13 protein-coding genes are annotated in these 15432 nt (G+C 61.4%); 10 read left to right on the plus strand and 3 right to left on the minus strand.

Annotation, left to right across the window (positions count from 1 at the left end; genetic code table 11):
- Nucleotides 1-369 precede the first annotated feature (369 nt).
- Nucleotides 370-1794, minus strand: coding sequence for an aspartate ammonia-lyase (aspA, locus tag HKK54_RS11025; RefSeq protein WP_010168341.1), 1425 nt, complete (start codon nucleotides 1792-1794; stop codon nucleotides 370-372).
- A gap of 181 nt (nucleotides 1795-1975) precedes the next feature.
- Here aspA and HKK54_RS11030 point away from each other — a divergent pair, with 181 nt between their 5' ends.
- The 5 genes from HKK54_RS11030 to HKK54_RS11050 all read left to right on the plus strand — a co-directional run bounded on the left by HKK54_RS11030 (nucleotide 1976) and on the right by HKK54_RS11050 (nucleotide 5769).
- Nucleotides 1976-2899 carry a LysR substrate-binding domain-containing protein gene (locus HKK54_RS11030; protein WP_010168340.1) on the plus strand — a complete coding sequence of 308 codons (924 nt, stop codon included), beginning with the start codon at nucleotides 1976-1978 and terminating at the stop codon, nucleotides 2897-2899.
- A gap of 316 nt (nucleotides 2900-3215) precedes the next feature.
- Nucleotides 3216-3707, plus strand: coding sequence for a 5-(carboxyamino)imidazole ribonucleotide mutase (gene purE / locus HKK54_RS11035; protein WP_003213411.1), 492 nt, complete (start codon nucleotides 3216-3218; stop codon nucleotides 3705-3707).
- A gap of 11 nt (nucleotides 3708-3718) precedes the next feature.
- Nucleotides 3719-4804, plus strand: a complete 1086-nt coding sequence (locus tag HKK54_RS11040) for a 5-(carboxyamino)imidazole ribonucleotide synthase (protein WP_169386805.1) — start codon at nucleotides 3719-3721, stop codon at nucleotides 4802-4804.
- Between the two features lie 104 nt (nucleotides 4805-4908).
- The gene (locus tag HKK54_RS11045; RefSeq protein WP_010168336.1) at nucleotides 4909-5154 is read left to right on the plus strand and encodes a GlsB/YeaQ/YmgE family stress response membrane protein; all 246 of its coding nucleotides are present in this window, start codon (nucleotides 4909-4911) and stop codon (nucleotides 5152-5154) included.
- Between the two features lie 78 nt (nucleotides 5155-5232).
- Nucleotides 5233-5769, plus strand: a complete 537-nt coding sequence (locus tag HKK54_RS11050; RefSeq protein WP_169386806.1) for a DUF3299 domain-containing protein — start codon at nucleotides 5233-5235, stop codon at nucleotides 5767-5769.
- Between the two features lie 120 nt (nucleotides 5770-5889).
- On the opposite strand, the gene HKK54_RS11055 is transcribed toward HKK54_RS11050, so the two are convergent.
- The gene (locus HKK54_RS11055; protein WP_169386807.1) at nucleotides 5890-6789 is read right to left on the minus strand and encodes a D-hexose-6-phosphate mutarotase; all 900 of its coding nucleotides are present in this window, start codon (nucleotides 6787-6789) and stop codon (nucleotides 5890-5892) included.
- 58 nt (nucleotides 6790-6847) lie between these two features.
- Nucleotides 6848-7252 carry an acyl-CoA thioesterase gene (locus tag HKK54_RS11060; RefSeq protein ID WP_003176975.1) on the minus strand — a complete coding sequence of 135 codons (405 nt, stop codon included), beginning with the start codon at nucleotides 7250-7252 and terminating at the stop codon, nucleotides 6848-6850.
- Nucleotides 7253-7709: 457 nt separating this feature from the next.
- Between HKK54_RS11060 and HKK54_RS11065 the strand changes: the two genes are divergently transcribed.
- The 5 genes from HKK54_RS11065 (at nucleotide 7710) to pstB (ending at nucleotide 15410) form a co-directional block, all read left to right on the plus strand.
- On the plus strand, nucleotides 7710-8999 hold the full coding sequence (locus tag HKK54_RS11065; RefSeq protein WP_010168327.1) for an MFS transporter: 1290 nt from the start codon (nucleotides 7710-7712) through the stop codon (nucleotides 8997-8999).
- Between the two features lie 262 nt (nucleotides 9000-9261).
- The gene (locus HKK54_RS11070) at nucleotides 9262-10251 is read left to right on the plus strand and encodes a phosphate ABC transporter substrate-binding protein PstS (RefSeq protein ID WP_003213401.1); all 990 of its coding nucleotides are present in this window, start codon (nucleotides 9262-9264) and stop codon (nucleotides 10249-10251) included.
- 430 nt (nucleotides 10252-10681) lie between these two features.
- On the plus strand, nucleotides 10682-12715 hold the full coding sequence (locus HKK54_RS11075) for an ABC transporter permease subunit (RefSeq protein WP_177324989.1): 2034 nt from the start codon (nucleotides 10682-10684) through the stop codon (nucleotides 12713-12715).
- 15 nt (nucleotides 12716-12730) lie between these two features.
- Nucleotides 12731-14401: a phosphate ABC transporter permease PstA gene (gene pstA, locus HKK54_RS11080; protein ID WP_010168323.1), complete on the plus strand. Its 1671-nt coding sequence runs from the start codon at nucleotides 12731-12733 to the stop codon at nucleotides 14399-14401.
- Between the two features lie 175 nt (nucleotides 14402-14576).
- Nucleotides 14577-15410, plus strand: a complete 834-nt coding sequence (pstB, locus tag HKK54_RS11085; RefSeq protein ID WP_010168321.1) for a phosphate ABC transporter ATP-binding protein PstB — start codon at nucleotides 14577-14579, stop codon at nucleotides 15408-15410.
- Nucleotides 15411-15432: the final 22 nt, after the last annotated feature.

The raw sequence follows: 15432 nt of genomic DNA on the forward strand, positions 1-15432 counted from the left end.
TAATGGCAAACGCAGGACGGTCCGACGCATCGTTTAGCACCAGGCAGTGCACGACGCTTCGACCCCAATCCTTTTGCGGGTGTTGTTATTCATGCGGTTTCGCGCTTCCCAGGGTCTCGTTACCGACGACCGCTGACGCGAAGAGGGGCGGCACTATACCTAGGAGTGTGTGATCCGTCTGCACGAGGCGATTAAAGGTTTCAGCCAAGGCGTTACGGGCAAGGCGGGTTTGTGGGGCGATCTTGGAGTTTTTATTGGCGTCATTTCACAACCTTGAGGCAAAAAAAAGGGCCTGAAGAACGAGCCTTCAGGCCCTCAAAAGGTGAGAGGTGTCTAGTCCCTCAACCTGGTGAGCGGTGCAACAAACGCTTAGGCCTTCAGCGGGACCAAACGTGGGGCAATCATGTTTTCGGGGCGCAGGATGTCGTCGAGCATGGCGTCGTCGAGCAAGCCTTCTTCGCGCACCAGTTCCAGTACGCCGCGGCCGCTTTCAAGGGCGATACGGGCGATACGGGTGGCGTTTTCATAGCCGATGTACGGGTTCAGCGCGGTGACCAGGCCGATGGAGTGTTCCACCAGCTCGCGGCAGCGGGCTTCGTTGGCAGTGATGCCGACGATGCAGTGCTCGCGCAGCATGTCCATGGCGCGTTGCAGCAGGCGGATCGAGTCGAAGATCTTGTAGGCGATCAGCGGCTCCATCACGTTCAGTTGCAGCTGGCCGCCTTCGGCCGCGATGGTCAGTGCCAAATCGTTACCGATGATTTGGAACGCCACCTGGTTCACGGCTTCCGGGATTACCGGGTTGACCTTGCCGGGCATGATCGAGCTGCCTGGCTGGCGGGCCGGCAGGTTGATCTCGTTGATGCCGGTGCGTGGGCCGCTGGACAGCAGGCGCAGGTCGTTGCAGATCTTCGACAGCTTCACCGCCGTACGTTTGAGCATGCCGGAGAACAGTACGAAGGCGCCCATGTCGGAGGTGGCTTCGATCAGGTCGGCAGCCGGTACCAGCGGCTGGCCGCTGATGGTGGCCAGGCGTTGAACGGCCAGGGCCTGGTAACGCGGGTCGGCGTTGATGCCGGTACCGATGGCGGTACCGCCCAGGTTCACTTCGGTCAACAGCTCGGGTGCCAGGGTTTTCAGGCGGGCCAGGTCTTCACCGAGGGTGGTGGCGAAGGCGCGGAATTCCTGGCCGAGGGTCATCGGCACGGCGTCTTGCAGCTGGGTACGGCCCATTTTCAGGACGTGGCTGAATTCTTCACCCTTGGCGGCGAACGACTGGATCAGGCTGTCGAGGCTGGCCAGCAGTGCGTCGTGGCCCAGCAGCAGACCCAGGCGGATCGCGGTCGGGTAGGCGTCGTTGGTCGACTGCGCCATGTTCACGTCGTTGTTCGGGTGCAGGTATTGGTATTCGCCCTTGTTGTGGCCCATGGCCTCCAACGCGATGTTGGCGATGACTTCGTTGGCATTCATGTTGGTTGAAGTGCCAGCGCCGCCTTGAATCATGTCCACCACGAACTCTTCGTGGAAATCGCCGCGGATCAGGCGGGCACAGGCTTCGCTGATGGCAGCGTGCTTGGCTTCGCTGAGCTGGCCCAACTCGCGGTTGGCGTCAGCGGCCGCTTGCTTGACCATTGCCAGGCCGACCACCAATTTCGGGTAATGCGAAATCGGAACGCCCGAGAGGCGGAAGTTATTCACCGCTCGCAGGGTCTGGATGCCGTAATACGCTTGAGCGGGTACTTCGAGTACGCCAAGCAGGTCTTTTTCTGTGCGGAAAGATGCAGCGGAGGACATGACGGAAATCATCTCGATATGGACCCGGGCTAGGCCGGAACGCTGTGAATGCTAGGCTTGCGGGAGGTTTTGGGCCAATGCTGTTAAACACTGGCCTATGCATAAACGGCATAATGTCGGTGTGACCCCGTTACCATGACGGACGTGTGTGCCAAAATGGTGCGTGCCCCGGGAGGATGTGATGAACCTTGAAAGCAAATGGCTGGAAGACTTTAGCGCCCTGGCTGCCACTCGCAGCTTCTCCCAGGCGGCGGAGCGGCGCTTTGTCACCCAGCCGGCGTTCAGTCGGCGCATCCGCAGCCTGGAGGCGGCGCTGGGGCTGACCCTGGTCAATCGCTCGCGCACGCCGGTCGAACTCACGGCGGCGGGGCAGTTGTTCCTGGTCACCGCGCGTACCGTGGTCGAGCAGCTCGGCGAGGTATTGCGCCACCTCCATCACCTGGAAGGCGGGCAGGGCGAAGTCATGCAGGTGGCGGCGGCGCACTCCCTGGCGCTGGGCTTCTTCCCGCGCTGGATCGCCCAGCTGCGTAATGAAGGATTGAACATCGCCACCCGGTTGGTCGCCACCAACGTCGGCGACGCCGTGCATGCGCTGCGCGAAGGCGGCTGCGACTTGATGCTGGCGTTCTACGACCCGGACGCTGCGATGCAGATGGACCCCGAGATCTTCCCGTCGCTGCACCTGGGCAACACCGAGATGCTGCCGGTGTGCGCCGCCGATGCCGACGGCAAGCCGCTGTTCGACCTCGAAGGCGAAGGCAGTGTGCCGCTGCTGGCCTACAGTGCCGGCGCCTTTCTCGGGCGTTCGGTAAACCTGTTGCTGCGCCAGCGGGCGCTGCGCTTCACCACCATTTACGAAACCGCCATGGCCGACAGCCTGAAAAGCATGGCCCTCGAAGGCCTGGGCATTGCCTGGGTGCCGCAGCTGAGCGTGCGCGCCGAGTTGGCGCGGGGCGAATTGGTGGTGTGCGGCGGCCCGCAATGGCATGTGCCGCTGGAGATTCGTTTGTACCGCTGCGCCCTGGTGCGCAAGGCGAATGTGCGGTTGCTGTGGCGCAAGCTGGAAGGGGGTGCGGCGCAGAATCCGGCGGCTGAACGCGGTTAAATGTGGGAGCTGGCTTGCCTGCGATTGGGGTGGGTCAGCGCCTGAAATGTTGGCTGATACACCGCTATCGCAGGCAAGCCAGCTCCTACAGGGTTTTGCGGTGTTTTCGCTGACCTGAAAGTCAATAAAACCGCTACTTTGCGCCACTGGACAGATGGTCATTCCAGGGGCTGTTTATCTGCATTATTACGGTATACTGCGCGGCCTTCGGCCGGTCCAACCGGCCTTAATTCGTACACCAAGCCACGCCGGATTTCCCGCGTGGCTTGTTGTTTTTTGACGCGCCTGCGGGCGCCCAGAGAGAAGAGGCACGACGATGAGTGCATTGGTTGGCGTGATCATGGGCTCCAAGTCCGATTGGTCCACCCTTAGCCACACCGCCGATATGCTGGAAAAACTCGGCATTCCCTACGAAGTGAAGGTGGTTTCCGCCCACCGCACTCCGGATTTGCTGTTCCAGTATGCCGATGAAGCAGAATCCCGTGGCATCGAGGTGATCATCGCCGGTGCCGGCGGTGCAGCTCACCTGCCAGGCATGTGTGCAGCCAAGACTCACCTGCCCGTGCTGGGCGTGCCGGTGCAGTCGTCGATGCTCTCGGGCGTGGATTCGCTGTTGTCCATCGTGCAGATGCCCGCCGGTATTCCGGTGGCCACCCTGGCGATCGGCAAGGCCGGCGCGATCAACGCAGCATTGCTGTCCGCCAGCATCCTCGGTGCCAAGCACCCGCAGTTCCATGCGGCGCTGAAAAAATTCCGGGCTGAGCAGACAGACAGCGTCCTGGACAATCCAGACCCACGCATTGCCTGAGGTTGTTGACGATGAAAATCGGTGTAATCGGTGGCGGCCAACTGGGCCGCATGCTGGCCCTGGCGGGTACGCCGCTGGGGATGAACTTCGCTTTCCTGGACCCGGCGCCAGACGCCTGCGCGGCGGCGCTGGGTGAACACCTGCGGGCTGACTACAGCGACCCGGACCACCTGCGCCAACTGGCCGATGAAGTCGACCTGGTGACCTTCGAGTTTGAAAGCGTCCCGGCTGAAACCGTGGCCTTCCTGTCGCAGTTCGTGCCGGTGTACCCGAGCGCCGAAGCCTTGCGCATCGCTCGCGACCGCTGGTTCGAGAAGAGCATGTTCAAGGACCTGGGCATCCCGACGCCGGCCTTCGCCGACATCCAGTCCCAAGACGACCTGGACGCTGCAGTCGCCTCTATCGGCCTGCCGGCCGTGCTGAAAACCCGCACCCTGGGTTACGACGGCAAGGGCCAGAAAGTCCTGCGCAGCGCTGCCGATGTGGTCGGTACCTTCGCCGAGCTGGGCAGCGTCGCTTGTCTGCTGGAAGGCTTCGTGCCGTTCACCGGTGAAGTCTCGCTGATCGCCGTGCGTGCCCGCGATGGCGAAACCCGCTTCTATCCGTTGGTGCACAACACCCACGACAGCGGCATCCTCAAGCTGTCCGTGGCCAGCACCGATCACCCGCTGCAAGCCCTGGCCGAAGATTATTCGAGCCGAGTGCTCAAGCAGCTGGATTACGTCGGCGTGATGGCGTTCGAGTTCTTTGAAGTCGACGGTGGCCTGAAAGCCAACGAAATCGCCCCGCGCGTGCACAACTCCGGGCACTGGACCACCGAAGGCGCCGAGTGCAGCCAGTTCGAAAACCACCTGCGGGCGGTGGCGGGCTTGCCGTTGGGCTCCACGGCCAAGGTCGGCGAGAGCGCGATGCTCAACTTCATCGGCGTGGTGCCGCCGGTTGAGCGTGTGATCGCGATCGATGACTGCCACCTGCATCATTACGGCAAGGCCTTCAAGGCTGGGCGCAAGGTCGGCCACGCCAACCTGCGTTGCAAGGACCGCGCGACGCTGCAAGCGCAGATCCTCAAGGTCGAAGCGCTGATCGCCGAGCAATAACCCAAAGCGGGGCGGGAACCATTGGTACCCGCCACCCTCTGATTGCAGGAAGCCAAAGTCTGACTAGGCTTTGACTGAGTTCACTTCATTCAGAGGGAAATGCCATGGGTATCATTGGAACCATCTTTATCGGCTTGATCGTTGGCCTGCTGGCGCGTTTCCTGAAGCCAGGCGACGACAGCATGGGCTGGATCATGACCATCCTGCTGGGTATCGCCGGTTCGCTGGTTGCAACCTATGGTGGCCAGGCACTGGGTATCTACCAGGCGGGCCAGGGCGCAGGCTTTATCGGTGCACTGATCGGTGCGATCGTGTTGTTGGTGATCTACGGTCTGCTGAGAAAGAAGTAATTTAGCGACCAGGCCCTCTGCGCTGCGCAGGCGCAGAGGGCTAGAATGCCGGCACTGTAATCCTTGCCGAGCCTCTCCATGCGCCGTCTTCTGTTGACTCTCCTCTTGCTGGGCTGTGGCCTGGCGCACGCTGGCGAACTGCCGGAAACCGACTGGCTGGAACTGATGCCCAAGTCGGACCAGAAAGCCCTCGAAGAAATGCCCGAAATCGACCACAACTCCCCGGAAGCCCAAGGCACCTTCACGGCCAAGGGCGGCCTGAAGCAGAGCAAGGGCTTGCCGGCGGTGATGTATTCGACCAAGACCGTGGCCGCCATGAACGGCAAGAACATCCGCATCGGCGGCTACCCCGTGCCACTCGAAACCGACGCCAAGGGCCGCAGCACGCTGTTCTTCCTGGTGCCTTACCCGGGCGCGTGCATCCACGTGCCGCCACCGCCGCCCAACCAGTTGGTGCTGGTGCGTTATCCCAAGGGGTTGAAGCTGGATGATATCTACACGCCGCTGTGGGTGACGGGCACGCTGAAGGTGGAGAAGGTCAACAACGACCTGGCCGATGCGGCCTATGCGCTGGATGCGGGGAAGGTGCGGGTGGTCAAAGAGTCGGACTTGTAAGCCGCGACGCCATTCAAAATGTGGGAGCTGGCTTGCCTGCGATGAGGGCCTGACAGTCGACATCTCTGTCGCCTGACACTCCGCTATCGCAGGCAAGCCAGCTCCCACATTTGATTGGGTTTACAGGGCGATACCGCTGATGCTCACACCCAGGGTATGGCTTTCGCCCGGCGCGAGCGTTACCGCATCGTCCAGCACATTCGCGGTCTCGATGCAGAGCATGCCCTGCCAGCCGTCGTCGGCCATGTCGCTGAAGGCCTTGGCGCGTTCGGTCCACGGGTTCCAGATCACCGTCGAGCGCGAGCCTGTGCTGCTGAGCTGAACACGGCGCTGCCAGTCTTTGTCGACAATGTTCAGCTGCGCCGGCGTGTCGAGGTAGATGCGGTCGGTCTCGGCGGTGAAGTGCAACAGCCCGGATTGTTGCTTGTGGGTCCAGCCGTCGGCGGTATCGATATAGGCCAGGCCGTCCAAACCTTCGACCTGCACATTGCGCACATCGCTGACCGCAAAGTAGCTGTGCAGTGCCTGGCTGAGGCTGACGGTCTCGGTGCCACGGTTATGGCTGGTCAGGCGAATGTGCAACTGATCATCCAGCAGGAGGCTCATCTTCAGGTCGACCTGATGGGGCCAGCCCGGGAAGCCACCTTCGGGCACCGGCAGTTCCAGCTCCACGCGCAGTGCTGTGCCTTCAGCTTCAACGCCCACCAACGCCCAGTCGGCGGTCCGCACGAAACCATGCGCGCCCGCCGGCTCGTCACCCTGATACATGGCCTTGACGCTCTGCGGGTTGCGGTCGAATACACCAAACCACGGCCAGCACACCGGCACACCGGTGCGAATGCCTTTGCCTTTCTTGAACACCACGTCGTCGTTGGGCCAGATCAGCGGCTTTTCGCCGGTGCGCTGGTAACTGACGATATGTGCGCCTTGCTGGGCCACCACCAATTCGGCGCCGTTATGGCGGATGCGCCATGCGTTCAGCTCATCCAGTTTGACGGTTTCAACGTTGGGTGTAGACATAGGCACGCGCTCTCAATGGCAGACAATGGGGCAATGGACCGTCAAAACGTCGCGATGTTTAACGCGCCCGCGACGGAACCGACCTGGTGCGACCGCTGCCGTCGATGGCAACGAACACAAACACCGCCTCGGTGACCTTGCGCCATTCGCTGGACAGCGGGTCGTCGCTCCACACTTCGACCATCATCTGGATCGAGCTGCGGCCGATTTCCAGGGCCTGGGTATAGAAGGACAACTGTGCGCCGACTGCCACGGGCACCAGGAATGCCATGCGGTCGATCGCTACGGTCGCCACGCGGCCACCGGCAACCTTGCTCGCCATGGCCGTGCCGGCCAGGTCCATCTGCGCGACCAGCCAGCCGCCGAAGATGTCGCCGAAACCGTTGGTTTCACGCGGGAGTGCGGTGATTTGCAGGGCGAGATCGCCTTGCGGGATAGGATCTTCTTGTTCGAGTTCGATCATGCCGGTGCCTCTGACCCGTGACGCTTCATGGGTATTTCAAGTGGATAGCCGTCTTCTGGAAAAACGTTTCAGCACCAACATACACCGCTCGATGCGTTTCTCGTAAGGCGTACTAAAGGGAAACTCTGCCAAATCGGCTGGCGGGCCGCCAACGGCGTTTTGGCACAGCAGCCCCTCAAGGATGCGGGTCTGGCGCTTGCAATGGCCGAGTATATCGAGCCGTCGGCGCCACGACGACCTCCTGCGGCTCATTTGGTCGGTAAATAGACGCTGTATCGCGGCTTTTTCCGGCAACTGTGCTCCTGCTCATGTTAATTGCACGTCTGCGACGGGAATATTTCGCTCATCTGAACTGTTAACTGCTCAACGCTGTGCTTTTTCAAGCGATTTGCTATCTTGCCAAGCCTGCCGCAAGTCCCGGGCTTGCCGTCCTGACTACTATAAGAGAAGCCTTGCCATGTCCTCCGTGCCCGCAAGCAGCGCGCAACCTTCGCGCCCGCTGACCCGCAACGACTACAAAACCCTGTCGCTGTCTGCCTTGGGCGGGGCGCTGGAGTTCTACGACTTCATCATTTTCGTGTTTTTCGCCACGGTGGTCGGAAAGCTGTTCTTTCCCGCCGACATGCCCGAATGGCTGCGCTTGATGCAGACCTTCGGCATCTTCGCTGCGGGCTACCTGGCGCGGCCGTTGGGCGGGATTATCATGGCGCACTTCGGCGACCTGCTGGGGCGCAAGAAGATGTTCACCCTGAGCATCTTCATGATGGCCGTGCCGACCCTGATCATGGGCCTGCTGCCCACCTACGCACAGATCGGCCTGTGGGCGCCGATCCTGCTGTTGCTGATGCGCGTGATCCAGGGCGCAGCGATTGGCGGTGAAGTGCCGGGCGCCTGGGTGTTCGTGTCCGAGCACGTGCCGCCGCGTCATATCGGTTATGCCTGCGGTACCCTGACCAGCGGCCTGACGGCGGGCATCCTTTTGGGGTCGCTGGTGGCTACCGCCATCAACACCCTCTATAGCCCGGAGCAGGTGTCGGATTACGCCTGGCGGATTCCTTTCCTGTTGGGCGGTGTGTTTGGCCTGCTGTCGGTGTACCTGCGCCGCTGGCTGCATGAAACCCCGATCTTCGCCGAGATGCAGCAGCGCAAGACCCTGGCGGCTGAACTGCCCTTGCGCGCGGTGTTGCGTGATCACCGTGGGGCCATCGTGCTGTCGATGCTGCTGACCTGGTTGCTCTCGGCCGGCATCGTTGTCGTCATCCTGATGACCCCGACTGTGTTGCAGACCGTCTACCACTTCAGCCCGACTGTTTCGCTGCAAGCCAACAGCCTGGCCATCGTTACCCTGAGCATTGGTTGCATCATTTCAGGCGCCCTGGCGGACCGCTTCGGGGCGGGCCGTGTGCTGATCGCCGGTTGCGCATTGCTGCTGGCAACTTCCTGGACGCTGTACCACAGCCTCGCCAATCATCCTGACTGGCTGTTCCCGCTGTATACCCTGACCGGCCTGTTTGTGGGCACGGTCGGCGTGGTGCCCTACGTGATGGTGAAAGCCTTCCCGCCAGTGGTGCGCTTCAGCGGTCTGTCGTTCTCCTACAACGTGGCGTACGCGGTGTTCGGCGGCCTGACGCCGCTGGTGGTGTCGCTGCTGATGAAGGAAAGCCCGATGGGCCCGGCGTACTACGTGGCAGTGATCTGCACCATGGGCATGCTGGTGGGTGCTTATCTGTGGAAGCGCGGGCGCTAACTTACGAATACCCTTGTGGTGAGGGAGCTTGCTCCCTCACCACAGATTTTGCTCGGCAACCCTTACAGAGTGTTTCCAACGAACTGCTCCATTCGCCTTAACCTCCTCGCAAGCCCCCGGATTTATTGAACTGCCCCTTCCTGTCAGGTTTTTCATGAATGATGGCCTTTCATCTAATTGTCATATTACGGACATAGAGTGTTCACACGGCCTACCGATACTTGGCCCCGATCCAATTATCCCTATCTGCTAGGAGCAAGGCATGAAACTTAAACGTTTGATGGCGGCAATGACTTTTGTCGCTGCTGGCGTTGCGACCGCTAACGCGGTAGCCGCTGGTGTTGACCCGGCCATTCCGGCTTATGTGAAGACCACTGGTGTGTCGGGCAACCTGTCCAGCGTTGGTTCCGATACCCTGGCAAACCTGATGACCCTGTGGGCTGAGGGTTACAAAAAGGAATACCCGAACGTCAACATCCAGATTCAGGCCGCCGGCTCCGCCACTGCACCTCCTGCGCTGACTGAAGGCACCTCCAACCTGGGCCCGATGAGCCGCAAGATGAAGGACACCGAACTGGCTGCCTTCGAGCAGAAGTACGGCTACAAGCCAACCGCTATCCCGGTTGCCGTGGATGCCCTGGCCGTGTTCGTGCACAAGGACAACCCGATCCAGCACCTGACCATGGAACAAGTCGACGCGATCTTCTCCTCGACGCGTCTGTGCGGCGCCAAAGCTGACGTCAAGACCTGGGGCGACCTGGGCGTGACCGGCGACCTGGCCAACAAGCCAGTGCAACTGTTCGGTCGTAACTCGGTATCCGGCACCTACGGCTACTTCAAGGAAGAAGCCCTGTGCAAAGGCGACTACAAACCTAACGTGAACGAACAACCAGGTTCGGCGTCGGTTGTGCAGTCCATCAGCTCCTCGCTGAACGGCATCGGTTACTCGGGCATCGGTTACAAAACCGCCAGCGTGAAAACCGTGGCCCTGGCCAAGAAAGGCAGCACTGACTTCATCGAAGACAGCGAAGAAAACGCCCTGAACGGTAAATACCCGCTGTCGCGCTTCCTCTACGTTTACGTCAACAAAGCCCCGAACAAGCCTCTGGCCCCGCTGGAAGCCGAGTTCGTGAAGCTGGTTCTGTCCAAACAGGGCCAGGAAGTGGTAGTGAAAGACGGCTACATCCCGCTGCCAGCCAAAGTTGCCGCCAAGGCACTGGCTGACCTGGGCCTGAAAGAAGGTGGCAAATAAGCCGCCGGTAAACTTGTCTTGAGCCGGGGTTTAGCCGCGGTTCAAGGCCTGGGCGGGGTCTGCAGGACCTGGACCTCGCCTCCCATTTTTCAGTCTGCTGCCAGCTACGCTGCGCGGCGGATTTCTTGCGTCACTGCATTGTCATCTTTCTGTCATACAGGATCGCTAGGGTGTGCGCATGAATGATCTGGCCAATTCCACCATGACGACGACTTCTCCCCCCAAGCGCATTGATTTCAATACGCCTGAGCTGCAACGCAAGCGCCGAATCCGCGCGCTCAAGGATCGCCTGACCCGCTGGTACGTGCTGATTGGCGGCCTCGCCGTGCTGGGCGCGATCACCTTGATCTTCTTCTTTCTTGCCTATGTAGTCGCGCCGCTGTTCCACGGCGCCAACCTGACCAAGGAAGAGGCCCTGACGCCGGCCTGGCTGCAGGACGCCGGCAAGCCGCTGATGATTTCCATGGAAGAACAGAACCAGGTCGCGATGCGGGTTTCCGACAAGGGCCAGGCACTGTTCTTCAGCGTTGATACGGGGGCCGAACTCAAGCGCGTTGACCTGCCATTGCCGGCCGGTGTGACAGTTGCTTCCATTGGTGAAGACCAGCCGGGCAGCCCGCTGGTGATCCTCGGCCTGTCCAACGGCCAGTCCCTGGTGTTCCGCCATACCTATAAAGTGTCGTACCCGGACGGCAAGAAGACCATCTCGCCCGCCATTGAATACCCTTACGGCGAAACGCCGATCGTCCTCGACGAACAAGGTCGCTCCCTTGAGCACGTAGCCTTGAATGCTACCGACTCGACGCTGGTGGTGGCCGGTTCCAGTGGCGCCCATCTGAACGTGCTGTCTATCAGCCGTGAAGAAAACATGATGACCGAGGAAGTCACCACCGAGCAGAAGCGCATCGAACTGCCGCAAATGACCGAGCCGGTGAAAGCCATTTTCGTCGATCCGCGCCAGCAGTGGCTGTACGTGATCAACGGCCGCGCCCAGGCCGACGTGTTCAGCCTGCGGGACAACAGCCTCAACGGTCGATACAAATTACTGGAAGACGGCGTTGCGCAAGTCACCGCCAGTACCCAACTGGTGGGCGGCATCTCGCTGATCATCGGTAACTCCAGCGGTGGCCTGGCGCAGTGGTTCATGGCCCGTGACCCGGACGGCGAACAGCGTCTGAAGCAGATTCGTACTTTCCAGATGGGCACCGCGCCTATCGTTGAAATCACCGCTGAAGAACGTCGCAAAGGCTTCACCGCCCTCGACGCCTCCGGCAAGTTCGGCGTGTTCCACAGCACCGCCCACCGTACGCTGCTGGTGGACCCGGTGGTCGAGGGCACCGGGATCTTCGGCATGTCGCCACGGGCCAACCGGGTGATCGTCGAAGCCGGCGGCAAGCTGCAACCGCTGCTGCTGGACAACCCGCACCCGGAAGTGTCCTGGAGCGCGTTGTGGAGCAAGGTCTGGTACGAAAACTACGACGAGCCTAAATACGTCTGGCAATCGACCGCCGCCAACACCGACTTCGAACCCAAGATGAGCCTGGCCCCGCTGACCTTCGGCACCCTGAAGGCCGCGTTCTACGCCATGCTGCTGGCGGCGCCACTGGCGGTTGCCGCTGCGATCTACACCGCTTACTTCATGGCCCCGAGCCTGCGCCGCAAGGTCAAGCCGGTGATCGAGTTGATGGAAGCGATGCCGACAGTAATCCTCGGCTTCTTCGCCGGCCTGTTCCTGGCGCCGTATGTGGAAGGGCATCTGCCGGGGATTTTCAGCCTGCTGATGCTGCTGCCGATCGGCATCCTGGTGGCCGGCTTCATCTTCAGCCGCCTGCCGGAGTCGATCCGCCTGCGGGTTCCGGATGGCTGGGAAAGCGCGATCCTGATCCCGGTGATCCTGTTTGTGGGCTGGCTCTCGCTGTACATGAGCCCGTACCTGGAAACCTGGTTCTTTGGCGGCGACATGCGCATGTGGATCTCCCACGACCTGGGCATCACCTACGACCAGCGCAACGCCCTGGTCGTCGGCCTGGCCATGGGTTTTGCGGTGATCCCGAACATCTACTCCATCGCCGAAGACGCCGTGTTCAGCGTGCCGCGCGGCCTGACCCTGGGCTCGTTGGCCCTGGGCGCCACGCCATGGCAGACCATGACCCGCGTGGTGATCCTGACCGCCAGCCCGGGCATTTTCTCGGCGCTGATGATCGGCATGGGCCGTGCGGTGGGTGAAACCATGATCGTGCTGATGGCCACCGGTAACACGCCGGTGATGGAGATGAACCTGTTTGAAGGCCTGCGCACCCTGGCGGCCAACGTCGCGGTGGAAATGCCCGAGTCGGAAGTCGGCGGCAGCCACTACCGCGTGCTGTTCCTCTCGGCGCTGGTGCTGCTGCTGTTCACCTTCATCATGAACACCCTCGCCGAGCTGATCCGTCAGCGTCTGCGCAAGAAATACTCGTCGCTTTAAGAAAGGTAGAAGTCTGTGAAACAGAACTCCCTGAATGGATGGTTCAAGAGCGGCGCCCCGGGCGTCTGGATCAGCGGTGGCGCGGTGTCCATCGCGGTCATCATGACCATTGGTTTGCTGGCCGTGATTGCCGTGCGTGGCCTGGGCCACTTCTGGCCGGCCGACCTGATCCAGGCCAACTACAACGTGCCGGGCCAGGAAAACCACATTGTCATCGGCGAAGTGGTGCAGAAAGAAGAAGTGCCCCGCGAGCGCCTGAAAAGCGCCGGCTTGCCGGTGCCGGACCAGGGCCCGGAGTTCATGACCCGCGAGCTGATCAAGGTCGGCAACCGTGACTTGAACGGCAACGACTTCACCTGGATCGTCGGCGAGTGGCTGACCAACCAGACCAAGCCTGCCGAGCTGATGACCATCGAGCGTCGTGAGTGGGGCAACTTCTACGGCACCCTGGTCAACGTCAAACAGGACGGCAAGGTCATCGCTGAAGGCGAGGCCGCCTGGCCGGAACTGCAAGCCCGTGTCGACCGCGTCAACAAGCTCGCGGCCCAGCTCAAGACCCTTGAGAAGTCCGACATCGGCGCGATCAACGCCGGCCTCGAACGGATCCGCCTGCACGGTCGCAAGCTGGAGCTGGAAGGCAAGCTGGACGCCACCGCCCAAGCCGACATGGACAGCGGCCGCGCCGAGCTGAACAACCGCTACAAAGACATCGAAGCCCGCCTGGCGGACCTGCACACCCAGTTCAACCGCGACAGCCTCACCGCTCGCGATGGCAACGGCAAAGAAATCGAAATCGGCATCGGCAAGGTGGTGCACGCTTACCAGCCGAACGCCATGGGCTACCTGACCAAGGTCGGCTTCTACTTCAGCAAGGTCTGGGAATTCCTCAGTGACGACCCACGGGAAGCCAACACCGAAGGCGGGATCTTCCCGGCGATCTTCGGCACCGTGATGATGACCCTGATCATGGCGATGATTGTGACCCCGTTCGGCGTGCTGGCAGCGGTGTACCTGCGTGAATACGCCAAGCAGAACACCCTGACCCGCATCATCCGCATCGCGGTGAACAACCTGGCCGGTGTGCCTGCCATTGTTTACGGCGTGTTCGGCCTCGGCTTCTTCGTTTACGTACTGGGCGGCTCGCTCGACCGGCTGTTCTTCGCCGAAGCCTTGCCGGCACCAACCTTCGGAACGCCTGGCCTGCTGTGGGCGTCCCTGACCCTGGCGCTGCTGGCGGTGCCGGTGGTGATCGTGGCCACCGAAGAAGGCCTGGCGCGGATTCCCCGCACCGTGCGTGAAGGCTCTTTGGCACTGGGCGCAACCAAGGCGGAAACGCTGTGGAAGATCGTGCTGCCCATGGCCAGCCCGGCGATGATGACCGGCATGATCCTGGCCGTGGCCCGTGCTGCCGGTGAAGTGGCGCCGCTGATGCTGGTAGGTGTGGTGAAACTGGCGCCGTCGCTGCCGGTGGACGGCAACTACCCGTACCTGCACCTGGACCAGAAGATCATGCACCTGGGCTTCCATATCTATGACGTCGGCTTCCAGAGCCCCAACGTCGAGGCCGCACGGCCGCTGGTGTACGCCACCGCGCTGTTGCTGGTGCTGGTGATTGCCACGCTTAACCTGTCGGCGGTGTGGATTCGTAACCACCTGCGCGAGAAGTACAAGGCGCTGGACAGTTAAGTGGGCACCTGTGGGAGCTGGCTTGCCTGCGATGCCGGCGACTCGGTTGAACAGGTACACCGCGGTGATGCCATCGCAGGCAAGCCAGCTCCCACAGGGTTAGCGCTAGACACAGATTTTGAGTAAGCCGCCCCGGCGGTTCAACGAAACGAATTGGTAGCACAGGGAGCATCCCATGCAACAAGACACTCATTCCCACGGCATCAACATGTCAGCCCTGGGTCGCGACAAGCAGAGCCTGAGCCTGGCCCAGGAAACCGTGGCCATCGAAGTGCCGGGCCTGAGCCTGTACTACGGCGACAAGCAGGCGCTGTACGACGTCAGCATGAACATCCCCAAGCAACGCGTGACCGCCTTCATCGGCCCGTCCGGCTGCGGCAAGTCGACCTTGCTGCGCACCTTCAACCGGATGAACGACCTGGTGGACGGCTGCCGCGTCGAGGGCGCCATCAATCTGTACGGCACCAACATCTACCGCAAGGGCGAAGACGTGGCCGAGCTGCGTCGCCGAGTGGGCATGGTGTTCCAGAAGCCGAACCCGTTTCCCAAGACCATCTATGAAAACGTGGTCTACGGCCTGCGCATCCAGGGCATCAACAAGAAGCGCATCCTCGACGAAGCCGTTGAGTGGGCACTGAAAGGCGCGGCGCTGTGGGACGAGGTCAAGGACCGCCTGCACGAGTCGGCCCTCGGTTTGTCCGGCGGCCAGCAGCAACGTTTGGTGATCGCGCGCACCATCGCCGTGGAGCCTGAAGTACTGCTGCTCGATGAACCGTGCTCGGCACTCGACCCGATCTCCACGTTGAAAGTCGAAGAGCTGATCTACGAACTGAAATCCAAGTTCACCATCGTGATCGTGACCCACAACATGCAACAGGCGGCGCGGGTTTCCGACTACACCGCGTTCATGTACATGGGCAAGCTGGTGGAATTTGGCGACACCGATACCCTGTTCACCAACCCGGCGAAGAAGCAGACCGAAGACTACATCACCGGTCGCTACGGCTAGCAGCTGGCAGGTTGCACACTGA

Source organism: Pseudomonas sp. ADAK13 (genome assembly GCF_012935715.1).
GTDB lineage: Bacteria > Pseudomonadota > Gammaproteobacteria > Pseudomonadales > Pseudomonadaceae > Aquipseudomonas.